16 protein-coding genes are annotated in these 19,574 nt (G+C 70.0%); 8 read left to right on the top strand and 8 right to left on the bottom strand.

The window, feature by feature from the left end; genetic code table 11:
• Positions 1-59 precede the first annotated feature (59 nt).
• Entirely contained in the window at positions 60-1,979 is a 1,920-nt protein-coding gene (gene htpG / locus ACIRR9_RS52595; protein ID WP_403768141.1) for a molecular chaperone HtpG, read from the top strand.
• A gap of 364 nt (positions 1,980-2,343) precedes the next feature.
• The gene (locus ACIRR9_RS52600) at positions 2,344-2,589 is read left to right on the top strand and encodes a hypothetical protein (RefSeq protein WP_403768144.1); all 246 of its coding nucleotides are present in this window, start codon (positions 2,344-2,346) and stop codon (positions 2,587-2,589) included.
• Between the two features lie 177 nt (positions 2,590-2,766).
• On the opposite strand, the gene ACIRR9_RS52605 is transcribed toward ACIRR9_RS52600, so the two are convergent.
• From ACIRR9_RS52605 to ACIRR9_RS52615, 3 genes are read right to left on the bottom strand one after another with little or no spacing between them, the layout of a single operon-like run.
• A complete protein-coding gene (locus ACIRR9_RS52605; protein WP_403768147.1) occupies positions 2,767-3,057 on the bottom strand; it encodes a hypothetical protein in 291 nt (96 codons plus the stop codon).
• 15 nt (positions 3,058-3,072) lie between these two features.
• The gene (locus tag ACIRR9_RS52610) at positions 3,073-6,654 is read right to left on the bottom strand and encodes a DNRLRE domain-containing protein (protein WP_403768150.1); all 3,582 of its coding nucleotides are present in this window, start codon (positions 6,652-6,654) and stop codon (positions 3,073-3,075) included.
• A gap of 51 nt (positions 6,655-6,705) precedes the next feature.
• Complete coding sequence (locus tag ACIRR9_RS52615) at positions 6,706-7,233, bottom strand: hypothetical protein (protein ID WP_403768153.1); 528 nt, start codon at positions 7,231-7,233, stop codon at positions 6,706-6,708.
• Positions 7,234-7,604: 371 nt separating this feature from the next.
• Between ACIRR9_RS52615 and ACIRR9_RS52620 the strand changes: the two genes are divergently transcribed.
• The gene (locus ACIRR9_RS52620) at positions 7,605-8,072 is read left to right on the top strand and encodes a hypothetical protein (protein WP_403768155.1); all 468 of its coding nucleotides are present in this window, start codon (positions 7,605-7,607) and stop codon (positions 8,070-8,072) included.
• A gap of 104 nt (positions 8,073-8,176) precedes the next feature.
• Here ACIRR9_RS52620 and ACIRR9_RS52625 read toward each other — a convergent pair whose 3' ends face one another.
• On the bottom strand, positions 8,177-8,983 hold the full coding sequence (locus tag ACIRR9_RS52625) for a hypothetical protein (RefSeq protein WP_403768158.1): 807 nt from the start codon (positions 8,981-8,983) through the stop codon (positions 8,177-8,179).
• A gap of 207 nt (positions 8,984-9,190) precedes the next feature.
• Complete coding sequence (locus ACIRR9_RS52630) at positions 9,191-9,904, bottom strand: TetR/AcrR family transcriptional regulator (RefSeq protein ID WP_403768161.1); 714 nt, start codon at positions 9,902-9,904, stop codon at positions 9,191-9,193.
• A gap of 124 nt (positions 9,905-10,028) precedes the next feature.
• On the opposite strand from ACIRR9_RS52630, the gene ACIRR9_RS52635 reads away from it, so the two are divergent.
• Together ACIRR9_RS52635 and ACIRR9_RS52640 are read left to right on the top strand one after the other, a co-directional pair.
• Positions 10,029-11,243 carry a cytochrome P450 gene (locus tag ACIRR9_RS52635; RefSeq protein ID WP_403768164.1) on the top strand — a complete coding sequence of 405 codons (1,215 nt, stop codon included), beginning with the start codon at positions 10,029-10,031 and terminating at the stop codon, positions 11,241-11,243.
• A gap of 84 nt (positions 11,244-11,327) precedes the next feature.
• A complete protein-coding gene (locus tag ACIRR9_RS52640) occupies positions 11,328-11,582 on the top strand; it encodes a DUF6454 family protein (protein ID WP_403768167.1) in 255 nt (84 codons plus the stop codon).
• A gap of 20 nt (positions 11,583-11,602) precedes the next feature.
• Here ACIRR9_RS52640 and ACIRR9_RS52645 read toward each other — a convergent pair whose 3' ends face one another.
• The 3 genes from ACIRR9_RS52645 to ACIRR9_RS52655 are packed head-to-tail and all read right to left on the bottom strand — an operon-like array spanning position 11,603 to position 14,339.
• On the bottom strand, positions 11,603-12,130 hold the full coding sequence (locus ACIRR9_RS52645) for a hypothetical protein (protein WP_403768170.1): 528 nt from the start codon (positions 12,128-12,130) through the stop codon (positions 11,603-11,605).
• Positions 12,127-13,617, bottom strand: coding sequence for a sensor histidine kinase (locus ACIRR9_RS52650; RefSeq protein ID WP_403768183.1), 1,491 nt, complete (start codon positions 13,615-13,617; stop codon positions 12,127-12,129). Before ACIRR9_RS52650 ends, ACIRR9_RS52645 begins: the two co-directional genes overlap by 4 nt.
• Before the next feature lie 26 nt (positions 13,618-13,643).
• A complete protein-coding gene (locus ACIRR9_RS52655) occupies positions 13,644-14,339 on the bottom strand; it encodes a response regulator (RefSeq protein WP_403768173.1) in 696 nt (231 codons plus the stop codon).
• A 149-nt stretch (positions 14,340-14,488) separates the two neighbouring features.
• Between ACIRR9_RS52655 and ACIRR9_RS52660 the strand changes: the two genes are divergently transcribed.
• From ACIRR9_RS52660 to ACIRR9_RS52670, 3 genes are all read left to right on the top strand, one after another.
• Positions 14,489-15,433, top strand: coding sequence for a DUF3152 domain-containing protein (locus ACIRR9_RS52660; protein WP_403768175.1), 945 nt, complete (start codon positions 14,489-14,491; stop codon positions 15,431-15,433).
• Between the two features lie 114 nt (positions 15,434-15,547).
• Positions 15,548-17,953, top strand: coding sequence for a hypothetical protein (locus tag ACIRR9_RS52665; RefSeq protein ID WP_403768178.1), 2,406 nt, complete (start codon positions 15,548-15,550; stop codon positions 17,951-17,953).
• 44 nt (positions 17,954-17,997) lie between these two features.
• Positions 17,998-19,293, top strand: coding sequence for a S8 family serine peptidase (locus ACIRR9_RS52670; protein ID WP_403768180.1), 1,296 nt, complete (start codon positions 17,998-18,000; stop codon positions 19,291-19,293).
• Positions 19,294-19,574: the final 281 nt, after the last annotated feature.

A 19,574-nucleotide genomic window follows, 5' to 3' on the forward strand; every position in this document is an offset into this window, starting at 1 on the left:
ACGACGCGTCTCGGCCCGAGTCCCATCCGTTCATGACGTTCCCACAGAAAGAGAACCACATGGGTAGCAGTGTCCAGACGCTGGAATTCCAGGCCGAGACCCGCCAGTTGCTCCGACTGGTGATTCACTCGATCTACTCGAACAAGGACATCTTCCTGCGCGAGCTGATCTCGAACGCGTCCGACGCACTGGACAAGCTGCGGCTTGAGTCGCTGACCGACTCCGGCCTCGCCGGGATCGACACCACCGACCTGCACATCGCGTTGGAGGTCGACAAGGACGCCCGCACACTGACCGTCCGTGACAACGGGATCGGCATGACCCGGGACGATCTCGTGGAGCTGATCGGCACGATCGCCAAGTCCGGCACCGCCGGCCTGCTGGAGAAGATCAAGGAGTCCAAGGACGCCGCCACCGCCGAGAACCTGATCGGGCAGTTCGGCGTCGGCTTCTACTCGGCTTTCATGGTTGCCGACAAGGTCACCCTGCGCACCCGGCGGGCCGGAACCGACTCCGGCACCCAGTGGAAGTCGGACGGCGAGGGCACCTACACCATCCAGGCCGTCGACGGCCTGCCCGTGGGCACCTCGGTCACCCTGCACCTCAAGCCCGCCGACAGCGAGGACGGGCTCGCCGACTACCTGTCCGAGTCGAAGATCCGTCAGATCGTCAAGCAGTACTCGGACTTCATCCGCTGGCCGATCCGGATGGCCGCCGAGCACACCGACACCGAGGGCGAGACCACCCGCGGCGTCGACACGCTCAACTCGATGAAGGCGCTGTGGGCGCGGCCGCGCACCGAGGTGACCGAGGACGAGTACAACGATTTCTACCAGCAGATCAGCCACGACTGGCTGGCCCCGGCCGAGACGATCCATATGCGCGCCGAAGGCACCTTCGAGTACGAGGCGCTGCTGTTCATCCCCTCGCAGGCACCCTTCGACCTGTTCTCCCGCGAGACCAAGCGCGGCGTGCAGCTGTACGTCAAGCGGGTGTTCATCATGGACGACTGCGAAGCGCTCATGCCCAACTACCTGCGCTTCGTCAAGGGTGTCGTGGACGCCCACGACCTGTCGTTGAACGTCTCCCGCGAGATCCTCCAGCACGACCGCCAGATCCGCGGCGTGCGTCGGCGCCTGGTCAAGAAGGTCCTCGGCGCCATCAAGGACATGCAGTCCAAGGACGCCGAGCGCTACGCGAAGGTGTGGGCCCAGTTCGGCCGGGCACTGAAGGAAGGCCTGGTCGAGGACACGGACAACACCGAGGCCCTGCTTGAGCTGGTGTCGGCCGCCTCCACCCACGCCCCGGAGAAGACCACCACGCTGCGCCAGTACGTCGAGCGCATGAAGGACGGCCAGGACACCATCTACTACCTGACCGGCGAGACCCGCGCGATGGTGGAGAACTCCCCGCACATGGAAGCCTTCGCCGCCAAGGGGTACGAGGTCCTGATCCTCACCGATCCTGTCGACGAGGTGTGGGTGGACCAGGTCCCGGCCTTCGACGGCCATCGTCTGCAGTCCATCGCCAAGGGCCAGGTCGACCTCGACGAGTCCGCCGACGGCGACCAGGAAGCCGATGCCGAGAAGGCCCAGCGCGAGCAGGACTTCGCCGCCCTGCTGCCGTGGCTGACCACCACCCTGTCCGAGCAGGTCAAGCAGGTCCGCCTGTCGTCACGCCTGACGACCTCGGCGGCTTGCATCGTCGGCGACGCCCACGACGTGACGCCGACCCTGGAGAAGATGTACCGGGCGATGGGACAGCAACTGCCCACCGTCAAGAGGATCCTGGAACTCAACCCCGCACACCCGCTGATCACCGCGCTGCGCACAGCACACGACGCAGGCGCCGACGACCCCGCACTGGCGGAGATCGCCGAGCTGGTATACGGCAGCGCGCTGCTCGCCGAAGGGGGCGACCTGCCCGACCCGGCCCGCTTCACCCGGCTGCTCACCGACCGTCTGACCCGCACTCTGTAACCATGAGTGCGGCCCGGCACAGCCGAAGCGCGCCCGGTCGCACCCACCCCGACCTCGCCATCCTCACACTCCCCATGAACCCGCCTGCCCCGGCACCCCGTACGAGGTGCCGGGGCAGGCGGGTGTGCTCGGGCTGCCCACCCACCACACGGGGTGATGCTTTTTGCTGGAATCGTCGATCACCTCACGCTCTGCCAGGTCACCTGGCACTGTTGCGCGCGAATTACGCCGACGATCAAGGAGCGGGCGGTGGCCACCAACTTTCTGAGCGAGGAACAGCGCAGGCGCTTCGGCCACTTCACAGAGGACCCGGACGAGGGGCAGCTCGCCGGTCCTTCCTGACGACCTCGACGCCCTGTACCGGATGTCGGAGACGGTTCCGTGCGCGTCGAACAAGGGCAAGCCCCTGGGGGCCAAGTCCGTTCGCCACGTCCACAACATCTTGTCGGGCGCGTTCGATGCCGCGGTCACGAAGAAGCTGATCCCGGTCAACCCGGCGGCCACCACCAACCCGTTCACCGTCCGGCAGATCAAGTCACAGCAGCGCAAGTTCGTGACGCTCGACGATGCCGGCACGGCCCGCTTCCTTGCGGACATCTGGACGGCGTGAGGGCGGCGTGGCTGCGGGCCGCTGTATTACTGCACGCGTGACGCGCGGCTGCCCGTTTGTGCCACCAGTGGGTGACACGGAGGTTCGCGCAGTGGAAACGGGCGCGCCCGGAGCCGTTCAGAGGTGGTCGGGGGACCGGGTCCGGCGACCAGGTGCCCCCGACCCATGGCCGTCGGCTTACAGGTCGTGGAGCAGCCACAGCGACAGGGTGAGCACTGCCATCCCGCGGACCGCGACGAGCGTCAGGTTCACGCCTGCGAGTCGTCGGCTGCGCAGCCACAGGCCCCAGGTCAGCAGCAGCGACAGGATGACCGCCGCGATCAGGGTGGCGGCGACCGGGACGGCGTACAGCACGTTGCGGTGGATCCACAGCAGGGACAGCCACCACACGGCGGATACCGTGCTGAGCACGGATTCAACCGCGAGGAGGGCCCGGCCCTCGCCGCGGGCCAGGATCGGTGTCGTCATCTGTCGTTCTCCTGCTTAGTAGTTGGGGTAGACGGTGACGACCCACAGGGCCTTGGTCTTCTGCTTCTTCATGGGGTAGTCGATACGAGGTTTGCCATGCTGGCTGATGAAGATGTTGCCCTGGGAATCGATCTTCGTGACGACCGAGGCGTGGTCGATGCCAGAGAACTTCGTGCCGTGCTGGTTGTAGAAGACGACGTCTCCGACGTGCACACCGCTCGGACCCGTGTGCCACTGATAGGTCGCCCAGTAGGAGATGAAGTACGCCAGGTAGGGCGCACCGACCCAGCTGTACGACACCGGATGGACCGGGTTGGTGACCCTGCTTCGGCGCCACCAGTAGTCGACACTCGCCCGCTTGGACGTCGCGCCGTACTTCATGCCCATCCCGCCACCACGGTTCAGCGCCTTGGAGACGAAGTTGGTGCAGTCCTCGTCGAACTCCTTGGCGTCCTTGTAGTGCTTCCTCGCATAGGCGGCGACACCGCTGTACGAGATCTTGCTGGACGCCTGCTGGGCATCGAAGGAGGCCGCAGTCGCTGTGGTCGTGCTACTCGTGTCGTCGACGAGGTTGCCGTCCGCGTCGGTGACCATCGCGGCAGGGGCGCCGTCGTCGCTGAGGACGCTGTCGGCCGCGGCCTGGTCGGCGAACTGGGCGAGCGCGTCGGCGCTTTCGCTGACGACTGTCTCGACGGCACCCGCGTCGGTGTGGGCGGTCAGGACGGGCGGGCTGCCCGGCGTGAAGGTGTACAGCCCGGTGGTCTCCTCCGCCGTGTCGGTGGCGTCCGGGTCATCGGTGTCGACGCCGGCGGTGGTGGTGGACGCGTTGTCCGAGGTCGCCCGCAGCGTGACCGTGCCGTCGGAGTTCGTCATCGCGAGGACGTCGGTGAGGGTGACCGTGGGGGCTTCGGTGTCCATGTCGCCGCTGGTGAGTGAGGCCCGGTCGGTCAGCGGCAGGCTCTGCTCGGTGTCGAGGAGGTCATCGAAGCCGCCACCGGTGTCGGTCGCCGCAGCAGCAGCGGAGGCGTTGGCCGCATCGCCGGTGAGCAGGGTGTTCTGCGCCTCCAGGTAGTCCTGCAGCACGGCCTGGTAGGCGGCCGTGCCTCCGGTGACCGTGGCGGGCGTGACGGCCGCCGAGGTGACCGAGGCGCTGGTGCCGTAGGAGTTGGCGGCCGTCACCGCGAAGGTGTACGCGGTGCCGTTGGTGAGCCCCTTGAGTACCGCCGCTGTGTCGCCGGTGGTCGCGGTGGCCGTGTCCGTACTGCTGCCCTTGGCCTCGGCGGTGACCGTGTAGGTGATGTCGTCGGCCTCGGTGACGCCGGTGGAAGCCGGCGCTCCCCAGGTCACCAGGGCGCCGTTCTCACCGGCCCGCGCGGTCACGTCGGTCACGGCCGCCGGGGCACTGGCCGTCGTGGTGTCCGTGCCCTCGCTGGTGTCCGTGTCGACCACGACGTCGAGCGTGAAGCTCTTCATGGCCGTGTAGGAGGAGCAGACGTCGCCGACACAGGCGCGTGTCTTCCAGGAGTACGTGCTCCCGTCGGTCAGCAGGCCGGCCGGCACCTGGAGCGCGGCCCGGCTGCCGCTGTCGGCGTTCACGGTGCCCAGCGGGCTGCTGCCGACCACCGTGCCGGAGGAGTTGTACAGCACATACTGGGTGGTGACGCTCGTCTGCCCCGGGGCGTTCACGACCCCGGTGAGCAGCGGTGTGGTGGTCTCGGTCGCGCCGGTCTGCAGGTCGGCCGGCACGTCGGGGATGGGGAGTGCTCCGGTGTCGACGGTGAACGGCGTCCAGGAGGTCCAGGCCTTGGAATAGTCGGTGCCGTCGTAGGCGCGGGCCCGGATGCGCAGGTGCTTGCCGTCCGGCAGCGGTGTCGAGGCAGGCACGCTCAGCGGCGCCGCCTTGCCGGAAGCGACGTAGGCGGTGGACTTGGTCAGCGTGTAGGTGGTGTCGGCGTAGTCCGGGTCGGGCTCGATCGCGTACTGCACCCGCGCCTTGGCTCCGGAGTCGGCGTCCGAGACCTTGGCGGAGAACACCGGCGTGAGCGCGGTGACTGTCTTCTCGCTGCCGCTGGTCGTGCTCGGCGAGAGGGTCAGCGAACTCGGCGTCTTCGGGTACGAGTTGTAGGTCACCGTCAGGTGCGGTTCGGTCGAGCCGTCGCCGGAGACGTAGTTGGCCGAGCGCCAGCGGCGCCAGGTCAGGCTGTCGGTCTCGTCGACGCCCTTGATCTTCAGACCGTAGTTGGTGGAGCCGTCCGCCCAGGCCTGCACGATGTCGTCGATGTCGAAGTCGACCGTGCCGGCCGGGCAGTCGTCGGAGTAGCCCTTGGCGGCCTTGCTGGTGACCGCTCCGGTGGAGGTGGAGGACGGCTCGTCACCCCAGGTGATCGTCGAGGAGGACCAGGACGAGGTGATGCGGCGCACCTGGGTGCCCGAGCCGGAGGTCGAGCAGGTGGACGACCAGTACGAGTACAAGGCCAGGTCGGTGTCGACGATGTCGGTGCCGACGAAGTCCGAGACGTCGAACTTCAGATAGGAACGGGCGATCGTGCTGCCGCTGTTGTACGTGCCCGACTTCAGCTCCGGCGAGGAGATCTGAGAGTCGGTGTAGTTGGTGGCTACCCAGGTGTCCGTGGTGACCGCGAGGGTGCTGGTCGGGTCGACGGTGACGGGGTAGGTCAGGTCCTGGTCGAAGTAGTCCGCGTCGGGCTTCAGTACGAGGGTCTGCGAGCCGTCGGCGGCCGTCTCGATGTCGTAGTCCACCGCGGCGACGTGCTCCGACTCGCCAGAGGCCGGGTCCTTCGAGGAATCCCACATGGTCGGCGCGGGCGCCTCGGCGACCAGGTCGCCGTCGTCGTCCTTGAGGAGCAGATGGCCGGTCGACGCCTTGGAGACCGTCAGTCCGTGCAGGGCCAGGGGGATGCGGTAAGTGGCGGTCGGGTCGGCCGGTGCGGAGCCAAGGACGACGTTCTCCGAGAAACCCTGCGGCAGTGCGGTGACCGTCAGCTTCTGGTCGTCACCGATGTCGTACGAGGCGGTGTCGCCGTCGACCGAGGGGTCGGGCAGCGCCTCGGGCCAGCGCATCCCGAAGGACTTGCCGTCCGCCGACACGGAAGCCAGATGGGTGTCCCCGCCGTCGGAAACGGTGATATCGGCGGCGGCGGCCTGCGGCTCCAACGCGGCCCCGGCGTCGGCAAGTTGCGTGTCGATACGTTCCCAGTCGCCGTCCGCGTCCTTGACCCGCACGGGACCGGCGTAGCTCTCCGTCGTCAGCGTCCCGTCGGGATTGACGTACGTCGTCGTGTCCTGGGTCCGCTGCGAGGTCAGCTCGACCCGCTGACCAGTCAGCTTCGCCTGTCTCCTGGCAAGTTGGTCAGGTGTCAGAAAGGACAGGGCCTTGGCGGCACCCTCGTCGCCGGTATCGACGGCCGGAGTGACCCGGACAGCGCGGGAGACGGAGGCTGAGGTAGCAGCCGGGGACGAAGAGGACTCGGCCCGGCTGAGTGAGCTGTCCGCGATGGCCGCTGTGAGCAGCAGAAGGGAAAGCCCGGCGGCCGTGTGCCGCACGGCCGCGGAGGAAAGGGGTCTTCGATATGACATGAACGGAACATACGAAACTGTCGGATGTGAAGACCATATGAAGTTGATCATTCACAGCAACCCACAGGAATCCACAGCTGGTTGCCAGACAGCGTCGTACAGCTCCTGCGGCAGGGGCGGCGCGGGCGGAGTTCCCTTGGTGCGGGCGTGGCGATCGAGATCCCAGTCCCGGACGACCCGTTCCACTTCGTAGTCGGGGAGGCGGGGCAGGAGGGCGATCGCTGCTTCGACCTGGCCAGGGTGGCGTGCCAGGGCGGAGATCAGTCCGGCCCAGACCTGGCGGTGGCGCAGGATGGCGGGCAGGTCGGGGTTGGTCACGGTGCCGTCGGCCGCCAGGGCGGCGAGCGTCTTCTCGTCGGCATGCACCAGGAGCTGGCCTCGTAGGCGCTTGGCAGAGGCCCGGGCCGGCAGAGCGGCCTTGAGGGTTTCTTCCCGCCGCCGGTCGGCCTGGTCGTCGAAGCCGTCCCGAGTCGTCGCCGGGGTGCACAAGACGCCGATTACCGTTTTGAGGGCCTCCTTGGGGAGGTCTTCGCGCAGCACGAGATCCTGCCACAGCGGGTACGTACGGGCACCGACCATCCTCGGATCGCCTCCCGTTCTTGACCTGGCGTCATCACCCGGTCACTATCCGTGGAGCGACCGTACGGCGCTCCCGGGCCTGAGCGGGGCGCGATCCATGAAGTTGCCGTACCGCGCGCGCCGAACCCGGGCTCTGCACGGTCTTGTCCGCCGACAGTCACATGCCGAACTGCTTTCTGCATCGTCACGACTGCGTGGCCTGTCTTCGGCCGGGAGCCGTGCGCGTGACTGTGCGCCGCTCGCTGGCCGGCGGCTCGCGAGCGGCGAGCCGGGGCGGGGGCAGCTAGGCCGTGTCTCTTTGATCCTTTGGTTCTTGGGGGCATCGGCCTCCACCTCACGGTTGACGGTCACACGCGTGGGATTCTGTCGGGATGGATACATTCGCGGCCCGGCTGAACGGCGCATGGGAGTGGTGGTCGGCCGCTATCGAGGAGGCGCAGGAGGGCCGCTGGGTTCGTGATGCCGTGGAGCGGCAGGTGGTGGCGGACATCATGGCCGCGACCAACGCCCTGCACGGCGGCCGACTGGCTCCGTTCACCGAGGACTCGTGGCACGTACGTATTGGGCGGATCGCCAATTGGGCTGGGGTACTCCGGCTTGCCGCCCGAGCAGGGGGGTGGGAACTGCAGCCTGTCGTCGGGCATAGTCCGAGGCCGCCTGCGGGGATGGCCGGGCTGCTGTCTGGAATCTATGCGATCGGCGAGCAGGGCGAGAAGTGGATGACGCAGCTTCTTCGAGAGAGCCGGGTACCCCCAGAAAAGGAGATTGGTCAGGCCGAGGGTTTCCTGACCGGGCCAGGGTCCATCGAGGATCTTGAGCTGTTCTTCTACGACAGCTGACAGTCATCCCCGTTTGATCAGCATCGCGCCCAGATGAGGATGGCTGCGAAGTGGAGTGGGCCGGATGCGAGGTCGCATCCGGCCCTGTGAGCTTGAGGGTGGGGTCAGGGGGTGATGCCGAGGCGGTGGATGGTGATGGGGGTGGTGCTGCGGTTCCCGGTCGGGTCGATGCCGAAGCGGCCGGTGGCTGCGGGGACGGCGCCGTTGGTGAGGGCGTAGAGGTGGTTGCGGATGTCGTAGCGGTTGGGGAAGGAGGTGTCGGGGGTGGTGGCCTTGCGGATGGCGGTGGTGAGGGTCAGGACGGCGTCGTGGGCCAGGACCGGCCAGTAGCCGCGGGCGGCGCGGTTGGCTGGGAAGGTCCGTCCGTGGTGGTTGGCGGTGAAGGCGGTGATGAACTGGTCGTACAGGTCGTGGTCGCCGTTGCTGCGGCCGCGGAGTGCTGCGGCGCTGGGCAGGGAGGCGTAGAGCACGGTGATGGGTGCCTCGCCTTGCTGGCCCAGGCCGGTGAGGCTCTTCGGGTCCAGGGCTGCGGTGTCGGATCCGGCGACGACGGTGATGTGCTGCCGGTGGCAGCTGCGCTGGCTGAGTGCTTGGAGGAAGTCGGGCAGGTACTTCTCCCGGGCTGCGAAGTAGACGGTGTCGACGGGCTGTCCTGTGGTGCAGAGGTCCTGGCCGATGCTGCTCAGGATGGAGTCGGCGCCGCCGCGGGGGTCGAAGAAGAAGTCCTGCGTCGGGTCGAGGTGCTGCCTGAGTCCGTCCACGGTGCGGAAGTCGTGGTACAGGGAGTCGGTGTAGAAGTCGGTGGTCCCGTTGGGGGTCACGCCGGAGCGTACGACCGCCGCGGTGCGCGTGTCGCTGCCCAGTTCCTTGCGGCCGGGGTGGGCCTGGCGGTGCCCCGCATCACTGCCCATTAGGGGGACCTCGTGTCCGTATCCGTTTCCGCCCGTCGTCCGACCGCCGCCGCTGCCGTAGCCGCCGCCTGTATCGGTGGGCTCGCGCTGCCCGCCGCGGCCGCCGGCCAATACCCGGTCCGCTCGCACAGCGACGCGGTCATCAGCAAGGTGCAGTACAACTCCCCGGCCGGACACAGTGCTCAACCGCGGGATTCCTTGCGGAAGTTACGGCGCCTCGGCAACATGTCCTGCCACACCGTCACCGCAGGCGTCCCAACCGCCCTCCTGCGGCCCCCGAGTGACGACGCCGAGCGCGTCGGCGAGCTGTTCACGGTGCCGGCGCAGCGCTTCGGGGGTGATGCCCTTCCCGGCCACCGCCTGGGCGAAATCATCGGTCGCCACCTTGAGCACGGCGCTCATGGCGGCAGCCTGCACACGGACGTCGAGCGCGTCGACGGGTCTGCCCGTGCGTTCGGCGAGCACTTCGGTGAACGCCTCCTCCGTGCGCTCCCGCAGCATCAGATAGGCGGCTCGAAGCCCAGGTTCGTCCTGCGTCATCCGGATCACGGCGAGCACCGCCTCGGTGTCCCCGCCGGACGGTGAGGCGAGTGCGGGCTGGTACGCGGCGCGCAGGTGCTCTGTCAGGTCGACTTCGGGCGGCCAGGCGTACAGGACCGCCCGGAAGGCACCGATCGACTCGGTGAGCAGCGGTTCCACGCAGCTCTCCTTGGCCGAGAAGTAGCGCCACAGCGTACGTTCCGAGACCCCGGCCGCCCGTGCGATCTGCGCGCCGGAGGTGGCGGCCACGCCCTGCTCGGCGAAGAGCCGGACCGCATGGCGGGAGATGTCGAGGCGCTGCCGTTGCCGTTGCCGGTCACTCACCGGGGGCCGCCCGCGGCGGGGGGCTGTCGGGCCGCTGTCCACCGTCACGTCCTCCATCGGGTGATCCAAGCATGCCTGCGCCGCTGGCCGACTGGCCGAAATCATTATTGGCAGTCACTGACAATAAAGTGCTACGGTCGAACTGCCGGAAGATCGCGTTCCGAGGTCCAGGAGGAGGACCATGAACGTTGCCGCCGAGCCTTCACAACTACCTTTCGCACGACCGAACGTGCTCGATCTGGCGCCTCTGTACGAGGTGCTGCGCCACGAGGCGCCGATCACGCCGGTCACCACACCCGCCGGGGATCCGGCCTGGCTGGTCACCCGTTTCGAGGAGGTGCGCGATCTCCTCAGCGACAAACGGTTCGGCCGCTCCCATCCCGAGCCGGAACGGGCGTCCCGCATCACGACCGCCGCGGTACAGGAGGGCCCCTCGGGCAACTACGCCACGGAGGAGGCCGACCACACACGGATGCGCCGGCTGCTGACCCCGGCCTTCTCGGCCAGGCGCATGACGATGCTCTCCGATCATGTGCGGCATCTGGTGGACGGCTGTATCGACCAGCTGCTCGCCGAACGGGCGGCCGCGCCCGACGGGGTGGTCGACCTGCATGCCGGACTGGCCTTCCCGGTGCCGGTCGCGGTCATCTGCCGGCTGCTCGGAGCACCCGAGAGCGACCGCGAACACTTCGCCTCGCTGTCGGAGCGCATGGCGAATCACGCCATCGGCGACGCGGCGGCCCACCGGGCGCGGGACGAGTTCAACGAGTACATGATCGGTCTCGCCGAGGCCAAACGCGCCCGGCCGGGCGAGGACGTCATCTCCGACCTCGTACGCGCCCAGGAAGCCGACGAGGACTTCGACTACGCGGAGATGATCCGGCTCTGCGTAGGGCTGCTGTTTGCCGGGCACGAGACCACCGTCAACCGCATCGGCCTGGGCACGCTCTTCCTGCTCACCCGCCCAGACCAGTGGCAGGCACTGACCGCGGACCCCGCCGGCCGGGTCAACGCCACCGTCGAGGAGATCATGCGTCTGGGCGCGCCCGGTGACCTCGGTCTGCTGCGCTACGCCCACACCGACGTCGACGTCGACGGAGTCACCGTCCGGCGCGGCGACGCCGTGATCCTTTCGGTCAACTCGGCCAACCGCGACCCGTCCGTCTACACCGACGCCGAGACGTTCGACCCCGACCGTCCGGAGCGCAACCATCTCGGATTCGGCCACGGCGCGCACTTCTGCATCGGGGCCAGCCTGGCCCGCACGGAGCTGCGCATCGTGTTCGCCACCCTGGCCGGCCGGCTGCCCGGTCTGCGACTCGCCAAGGATGTCGACGAACTCAAGGTGCGCACCACCCTCACCGGTGGCGTCAGCGAGCTTCCCGTGACCTGGTGAAGGTCGCGCATGTGGTGCCGGCCGGGAGCGGTCCCGGCCGGCACCGTGTTGACGACTGCTCGCCGAAGCGACTGCGCTGTCCGCGTGCCTCGCCGCCGCAGGAGTGGCGACGACGACCAACTCGGCGGCATGGCCCTGATCGACCTGCGCAGCCACCGGGTCCTGTGCGAGGTGCCCTTCCGGCAGTGGTCGACCGCCGGTCACGTGGTCACCCGCAACCCCCTCAAGCTGGCCGCCGACGGCGACACGATCACGATGTGGGCCGCCCCGGACAACGGCGACGAAGGCAACGGCACCGAGATCCTGACGTACCGGGCGACCGTGCACCCGGTCGGCTGACGTGCCGGAACCCAGGCGGGCTACTGCCGCGGGGTCCCGGTGGGAGAGGCGACGGGCTGGACGGCTGCGAGGGTTGGGCAGCCGTGGCTGGTGCCTCGCGTGCGCTGCCCGCCCGGTCCGGTCACCACCACGGTCACCCCTGTCGCCAGGGTTTCCGGGTCGTCGGACATGCGTGCCGCGGCGGCCGTACAGATCAGTTGCCGGGCGGCGATCGGCGGCAGCGACTCGGTGCCCGCGGACAGCTGGAGCGACACCTCGGCGCCGTTCGTGCTGATCGCCGGAGTGGGCACCCGGCCGAGGGCGGTCGTCAGGCCGTGCAGCCGGTCCCGCATGTCCGGGCCGGTGAGCAGGGCCGCCACGACCGCATCTGTGTCGGCCGGGTCGGTGACCTCACGGCCCACGGGGATCAGACGGTCGTCGGTGATGAAGTAGAGCAGCGCCATGGGCCGTACCCCGGTGGCCGGGTCGCCGGACTCGATCACGCCGGTGGCGGGGATTCCGCAGCCGGACAACAGCAGGGCGGCGACCAGCAGCATCAGCCGTCTCATGACCGGTCCTCCTCTCCGGCCTCCGGCAGCGGGAGTTCGACGGTGAGGAGGGCGCCGCCGGGGTGGTTGGCCGCGCGGATGGTGCCCCCGTGGAGGTGCACGTTCTCGGCGGTGATGGCGAGGCCCAGGCCGCTGCCTTCCGTTCGGGTGCGGGCGGTGTCGGACTTGTAGAAGCGGTCGAAGATATGCGGCAGGACGCTCTCGGGGACACCGGGCCCGCTGTCCAGCACCTCGATCACCGCCCACCGCTGCGCACCGCCCGGTGCGGGCCGCCGGTGTCCGGACAGGGAGAGCTGTATCGGAGGCGCCCCGTGGCGCAGGGCGTTCCCGATCAGGTTGGCGACGATCACATCGAGGCGACGGGGGTCGACCCGGCCCCGCAGCGCCCCGGGCGGCGGCAACTGCGTGGCCACGGAATCCTGCCAGGCCCTGGACGAGAGGGTGCGCTGGAGCGACTCCGCGAGGTCGATCTCGTCCAGGTGCAGGGCGGCGGCGCCGGCGTCGAAACGGGAGATCTCCATGAGGTCCTCCACCAGCCGTGCCAGATGGGCGGTTTCCTCGCTGATCAGCCGGACGGCGGAGGCGGTGTCCGGATCCAGCCCGGCGGCGTCCTCGTCGAGGATGTCGGTGACGACCGACATGGCCGCGAGCGGAGTGCGCAGTTCGTGGGAGACGTCCGCGGCGAAGCGACGGGCCTTCGCCTCCATGCGGCGCAGTTCGGCGATGGATTCCTCCAGGGCGGCGGCGGTCTCGTTGAAGGCGTCGGACAGGTCGGCCAGTTCGTCCGAGCCGTGGACGGCCAGGCGGGTGTCGAGCCGGCCCTCGGCGATGTGCCGGGTGGCGCGGCGCAGCTCCCGTACGGGCCGCAGTACCCCCCGGGCGGCGAGCAGGGCGAGCAGCACGGCCAGCGCCACCGCGGGTACGGTGGCCCGCCCCATGGAAGTGACCAGGGCCTGGACGGCGGAGGTTTCCCCTGTCTGAGGTACCGTCAGATAGACCGTGAACCCGGACGGCCTGCGGTCGTTGTGCGCCGAGGCGAACATGACCGGCATGCCGACGACCAGGGCGGCGCGGCCGCCGGTCGTCACCCGCTGGAAGACGGTCGGCGTATGGGCGGTCGCCGCCGTGCGCAGCGCGGGCGTCAGCTCGTCGAACGGGTCCTCGGGCACCGATGCGGCACTCATGCCTCGATAGGTGACCAGTACCCGCCACTTCCCCGAGGGATCGCCCTGGGCGACCTGGGTCGCGAACGACTCCAGGTCCTGTCGGCCGGGCGGGAGGACCAGGCCGGGCGCGAGGGCGTCGACCCGGTCGCGCAGCAGGCGGATGACGGTGTCCTGGCTCTGCTGGAGGATGCCGGTGCGGGCCTGCCGGAACGTCAGGGCCCCCGTGGACAGGGCGGCGACGACGGCCACCAGCCCGAAGGCCACCACCAGTCTGACGCGCAGGCCGCCCACCAGCGGAAGGCGCTGTCGCCGGCGGGGCAGCGGCGTGCGAGGGGACGACGGCGCCGTCACCGGGGGGTGTGGAACCGGTAGCCGAAGCCCCGGACGGTCTCGATGTAGCGCGGGTGCCGCGGCGGCTCGCCCATCTTGGTCCGCAGCCGTTTGACGCAGGCGTCCACCAGCCGGACGTCGCCGTGGTAGCTGTGCTCCCAGACGGCCTCCAGGAGCTGCTGGCGGCTGAACACCCGGCCGGGGGAGGCGGACAGGGTCAGCAGCAGCCGTAGTTCGGACGGGGCCAGCGGGACCGCTGCGCCTTGGCAGGTGATGGTGAGCCCCGCGCGGTCGATGCGGAGCTCGCCGTACGTCTCGACCACCGGGACGGCGCCGTCGGGGGACGGCGCTTGCTCGACGCGGCGCAGCACGGCCCGGATCCTCGCCTCCAGGACCCGGGCCTGAACGGGTTTGACCACATAGTCGTCCGCTCCGGTCTCGAGTCCGACCACGATGTCCACGTCGTCGCCCCTGGCGGTCACCATGATGATCGGTACCTGGCTGTCCGCGCGGATGTGGCGGCACACCTCCAGCCCGCTCATCCCGGGCAGCATCAGATCCAGCACCACGACATCCGGCCGGAACGACCGAAGCCGGTCCAGCCCCTCCTCCCCGGTCGCAGCCGCGGCGACGTCCTGCCCCTGACGGCGCAGGGCCAGCCGGGCGCCTTCACGGACAGCGGGGTCGTCTTCGATGAGGAGGACACGAGCCATGCGCTCAGTATCAGCGGCGGCCACCGGTCGCCCGCACCACTGTTACACGATGATCACATAGCCGAGGCTGTTGCGGTTCGGTCATATTCCCGGCTGAGTTCGATCACATGGCCGGGCCAGTCTGAGCGGCCGTGACCACACAGCCGCCCATGTCCGAGAAGAACCCTGCCCTGCGTCCGGCAGCCCACGCCGCGTCCCGGCGCCGGTCCCGGTCCCATGCCCGGCGGCGTCGGCGACATACCCACCGCAACGGCGTGCTGGGGCTGAGCGCCGTTGCCGCGTTCCTGGTGTGCACCGGCATCGCGATGCACACCAGCGCCTCCTCCGGTGCCGGCGTCCCGCACACGGCCGCCGGCGGACCGACGCCTGCCGTCACACCGGTGCACACCGCCTCGCACCCCGCGACACCCTCTCCGTCATCGCATCCGTCGTCGCCGTCGCCGTTCGTGTCGTCGTCTCCCCGGCCCTCCGCGTCGTCGTCCGCCTCGACGTCCACATCGTCGTCCGCGTCGTCGCCGACGTGGTTCCCCGAGCGCGGCAACGGCGCCTTCACCCGGGCCGCCGGCGGCACCAAGGTCTTCGGCAAGGGCAAGCTGCTGCGTTATGCGGTCGACGTCGAGGGCGGCCTGCGCCAGGACCCCGGGAAGTTCGCACGACAGGTCGACACCGTGCTCGACGACACCACGCGCGGTTGGGCGGCGGGCGGCGAGTGGTCCTTCCAGCGCGTCGACGGTGGTCCGGTGGACTTCACCGTCCATCTCGCCTCACCCGGCGCCACGGACACCCTGTGTGCCAAGTACGGCCTGGACACCGGGGGTTGGGTCAACTGCAGCGGCGGTGACGACGTGGTCATCAACGTCAAACGCTGGCTGCTGCTCACCCAGTACTACAGAGGCGAACCCGACCTCTACCACGCACTGGCCGTCAACCATGAAGTCGGCCACCGGCTGGGCCACAACCACGCCGGCTGCCCCGGCCCCGGCAAGTCCGCGCCGGTGATGATGCAGCAGATCAAGGGCCTGCACGGCTGTGTGATCAACGGCTGGCCCTACGACGGCCACGGTCAGCTCATCACCGGGCCGGCCGCCTCCTGACCCACTGCTCGGGGCCCGGCGCCCGAGTGGTTCCCGCACCAGCCGTCCCGGCTGCCCGGCACGGCCGCGCTCGCACCGTCCCACGCCGGACGTCACCCACCCAAGGAGCCATGAGTGAGATCGACCCTGTTGTCCCGCAGGCTGTCCCGCAAGTTGTCACGCAAACTGTCCCGCAGGTCGTCCGCCACCGCCCGGGAAGCCGCTGCCCGCCGGTCGCGCGGCCCCCTCGCCACCGGGGCCCTGGCCCTGGGGGTCCTGGTGACCGCCACGGCCACGCTGGGCGCTCCGGCGCTCGCCGCTCAGGAAGCCCCAGCCCTGCCGGGCAAGGCAGCCGCAACGGCATCCGTCACCCGGACCGTCACGCTGGTGACGGGTGATCAGGTCATGGTCACCACGACCGCCGCCGGGCAGCCGCGCGTCCTCGCCGTACGCCCGGCCTCGCACACCGCAGGCAGCGGTGCGTTCCTGTCGTTCCAGGACGCTTCGGGTGACCGCTATGTGATCCCGGCGGTGGCCCAGCCGTACGTCGGCAGGCAGCTGGACCTCTCGCTGTTCGACGTGACCGCACTGGCCAAGGCCAAGTCGACGACCGACCGCGTCCCGGTGACCGTCTCCTTCGCCAAGGGCGCGAAGCCGAGCACCCCCGCCGGGCTGACCCTGACGTCCACCAGCGGCTCGACCGCACACGGCGCCTCCGCCCGCGGATACGCCACGGCCGCGTCCGGCAGGAAACTGGCACGGCTGCTGAAGCGGCGGATCGCCGCCGACGTACGCGCCGGCCACAGGCCGGGCAGCACCCCGCTGTTCGCGGGAGTGACCTCCGTCGGCCGGAGCGGCGCGACCACCACCAACGCGACCACCACCGACGCACCTGCCGAGAGCGGCGCGGTGGCCAAGTACAAGCTGAACATCCTCCAGATCACGGCGGAGGACCGGTCCGGCGCCGGAGTCAACGGTCAGGTCCTGGTGACGGACACCGACAACGCCGCCATGATGACCGCGGCCCTCCCGGTGGACGACGGTATCGAGAAGGTGGCCGTGCCGACCGGTCACTACAGCCTGGCCGCGCCGGTGGTCGACTTCGACGCCTCGGGCAATGTCACCGCGCAGTCCCTGGTCACCCTCACCGACCTCGACGTGACCGGCGCGACCACAGCGGACCTGGACGCCCGCACGGCCACCGCGCAGGTCGCCGCCGACACGCCACGTCCGGCCACCGCGGACTACGTCGCCGCCACCTGGGGTCGTACCGACGTCGCCGACGGCTCGATCGGCGCGGCCCCGACCGCATCGGCGGTCTCCACCGACGCCACCCCCGTCTACGTCAATCCCCAGCCAGCCGCCACGACCGGCAAGGTCGCCTACTTCACCCAGTGGTCGGGCCACGGCACGGACACCACCGACCCCTACCGCTACGACCTCACCGGGCATCTGTCCGACCAGGTGGCGGCCGACCAGCGGATCACGGTCACCGGGAAGCAGCTCGCCGCCGTCCGGGAACGCTACGTCCGCGACCCGGCGGCCTCCCCGGACGGCATCATCACCAGCGGCGAACTCGGCTCCGGACTCCCGGCCGCCTTCTCCGCGGCCGTGACACAGACCATGCCCGCCCGCGTCACCGACTACCTGAGCAGCAACAACGGCGGGATCTGGATCCAGCAGTCCTTCCCCGGCACAAGCCTCGCCTTCAACTCGGGCAACCGCACCTTCGTCCCCGGCCGCACCTACACCCAGGACTGGGCCCGCGGTCCGATCGGCCTGGGCCTGGGCCAGTACACGAGCGGCCCGTTCGGCGGCTCGGACTGCGCCGCCTGCCTCGCGGACGGCAACCTGCTGGTCTTCCTCTCCGCGACCGACAGCGAGCCGGACCACAACGGTGACATCAGCGTCTACGACGAGCAGTCGCACGCCTTCCACGCCCAGCTGTACCGCGGCGGCACGCTCCTGGACGACAGGCCCGGCAACACGGCCGTCTTCGTCGACGGCCAGACGGCGTCCGACGCCCGCTACCGGATGGTCGCCGACCAGGACTTCACCGGCGACACCACCCTCAGCCAGTCCACCACCGCACACACCGAGCTGACCTTCGGCCTGCCTTCGGCCGGTGACACCCACTCCCTCCTGCCGGCCCCGTTCACCTGCGAGGGGCAGTCGCCGACCACGCCCTGCCAGGTCCTGCCGCTGCTCACCGCACGCTTCCACCTGGCCGCGGACGACGAGAACACCAGTCACCGGACCGCCCAGAGCATGGGTCTGACCATCGGTCACGTGACCGTCGGCGGGGCCGGCTCCCGGGCAGCGATCACCTCCGCCGCGGTGCAGGTCTCCTTCGACGGCGGCCAGACCTGGCAGAACACCGTCCTGCACGGTTCCAAGGGCCACTACCGGGCCCGCTGGACCAACCCGGACTCCGCACACGGCACCAGCCCGGCGATCCGCGTCACCGCCGCCGACGCGGACGGCAACGCGCTCACCGAGACCGTCACGCACGCCTACACCGTCGCCGCCACCACGTCATGACCGCGCCCGCCCCCCATCAGGAGAACCAGGAGAACGATCCCCGGATGACCACCCGCCCGATACGCACAAGCCGCCTGATACGCACCACCCGCCTGATGCGGACCACCCGGGCCGCCGTGACCGCCCTGCTCGTGGCCCTCGCGATGCCCGCCGTCGGCACCGCCCAGGCGGCCGGCAGCACCACGGCGCAGCCGCATGTCGAACGCGCCTGCGGCACCGCCCCCGCCGGGCAGGCCCGGTGCTTCGCCCTCGTACGCACCGACGTCCACGGCGGCCTGGGAGTTCGCGGGCCGGCCGGGTCCGCCAAGGTCCGCGCCGGTGCGAGCACCGCTGCGACGGACCTCCCGGAGGGCTACGGCCCGGCGGACCTGCGCTCGGCCTACCGCCTGCCGTCGACCGGCGGCGAGGGCCAGACCATCGCCCTGGTCGACGCGTACGACGATCCGACCGCCGAGGCCGACCTCGCGGTCTACCGCACGACCTACGGACTGCCCCCGTGCACCACGGACAACGGCTGCTTCCGCAAGGTCAACCAGCGCGGCGCCACCGCCCCCCTGCCGCAGTCCGGCGCCGCCAGCGGCTGGGCCACCGAAACGGCGCTCGACCTGGAGATGGCCTCCGCCGCCTGCCCCCAGTGCCACATCCTGCTGGTCGAGGCCGACGAACCCCTGATGGCGGATCTGGCCGCCGGGGTGGACACCTCCGTGGCCCTGGGCGCCACCGAGGTGTCCAACAGCTACGGCGGTACCGAAGCGCACGGCACGACCGCTTTCGCCAAGGACTACAGCCACCCCGGCGTGGCGGTGGTCGCCTCTTCCGGTGACTCCGGCTACACCGTCCCGACCGTCCCGGCCGCATACTCCAGCGTCATCGCGGTGGGGGGCACCTCGCTCACCCGTGCCGACAACGACCGCGGCTGGCAGGAGTCCGCCTGGGCCGGGTCGGGCAGCGGCTGCTCGGCCTGGGTCGACAAGCCGGCCTGGCAGCAGGACACCGACTGCCCCGGCCGCACGATCGCGGACGTGTCCGCCGTCGCCGACCCCGACACCGGCCTCGCCGTCTACGTCACCTCCGTGCCCCGGGGCAGCGGTGGCTGGACGGTCGTGGGAGGCACCAGTGCCTCGGCGCCGTTCTTGGCCGGAGTCATCGCACTCGCCGGCGACCCCGCCGCCTTCCCCGACGCCTGGCGCCTGTACTCCGCCGGTGCGGCGGGCCTCAACGACGTGGCGGCCGGCTCCAACGGCACCTGCGACGGCGACTACCTCTGCACAGCGGTTCCGGGCTACGACGCCCCCACCGGCAACGGCACCCCGAACGGACTGTCGGCGTTCCAACGGTGAGAGCCGCAGATCACTGAATGCAGAAAGTGCTGGCCGGGATCGCTCCCGACCAGCACTTTCGTTGGTGAGGGGCCGCGGCGTAGCGCGCCTCCGCGGTGTCGTCCTGAGCCGGCACCGCGTCGGTACAAGGGATCGTCGCTGCGGGCACCGGCGCGAGCAGCCGGCGGCTCACCGAGCAACAGTGCCGGTGTTCCCGTGTGCGGCGGGAACAGCAGGTGCGGCCGGCACTGTTGCACCGGCCGAGGGGCCGGCGTCGCGCGGGCGGGGAAGACGGAGACCGA

Origin of the sequence: Streptomyces sp. NPDC101234 (assembly GCF_044767525.1) — a bacterium.
GTDB classification, from domain to species: Bacteria; Actinomycetota; Actinomycetes; order Streptomycetales; family Streptomycetaceae; genus Streptomyces; species Streptomyces sasae.

Coding starts and splice junctions, on each gene's coding strand:
- htpG (WP_403768141.1), top strand. CDS start 60: ATGGGTAGCAGTGTCCAGACGCTGGAATTCCAGGCCGAGACCCGCCAG.
- ACIRR9_RS52600 (WP_403768144.1), top strand. CDS start 2,344: ATGTCGGAGACGGTTCCGTGCGCGTCGAACAAGGGCAAGCCCCTGGGG.
- ACIRR9_RS52605 (WP_403768147.1), bottom strand. CDS start 3,057: ATGACGACACCGATCCTGGCCCGCGGCGAGGGCCGGGCCCTCCTCGCG.
- ACIRR9_RS52610 (WP_403768150.1), bottom strand. CDS start 6,654: ATGTCATATCGAAGACCCCTTTCCTCCGCGGCCGTGCGGCACACGGCC.
- ACIRR9_RS52615 (WP_403768153.1), bottom strand. CDS start 7,233: ATGGTCGGTGCCCGTACGTACCCGCTGTGGCAGGATCTCGTGCTGCGC.
- ACIRR9_RS52620 (WP_403768155.1), top strand. CDS start 7,605: ATGGATACATTCGCGGCCCGGCTGAACGGCGCATGGGAGTGGTGGTCG.
- ACIRR9_RS52625 (WP_403768158.1), bottom strand. CDS start 8,983: ATGGGCAGTGATGCGGGGCACCGCCAGGCCCACCCCGGCCGCAAGGAA.
- ACIRR9_RS52630 (WP_403768161.1), bottom strand. CDS start 9,904: ATGGAGGACGTGACGGTGGACAGCGGCCCGACAGCCCCCCGCCGCGGG.
- ACIRR9_RS52635 (WP_403768164.1), top strand. CDS start 10,029: ATGAACGTTGCCGCCGAGCCTTCACAACTACCTTTCGCACGACCGAAC.
- ACIRR9_RS52645 (WP_403768170.1), bottom strand. CDS start 12,130: ATGAGACGGCTGATGCTGCTGGTCGCCGCCCTGCTGTTGTCCGGCTGC.
- ACIRR9_RS52655 (WP_403768173.1), bottom strand. CDS start 14,339: ATGGCTCGTGTCCTCCTCATCGAAGACGACCCCGCTGTCCGTGAAGGC.
- ACIRR9_RS52660 (WP_403768175.1), top strand. CDS start 14,489: ATGTCCGAGAAGAACCCTGCCCTGCGTCCGGCAGCCCACGCCGCGTCC.
- ACIRR9_RS52670 (WP_403768180.1), top strand. CDS start 17,998: ATGACCACCCGCCCGATACGCACAAGCCGCCTGATACGCACCACCCGC.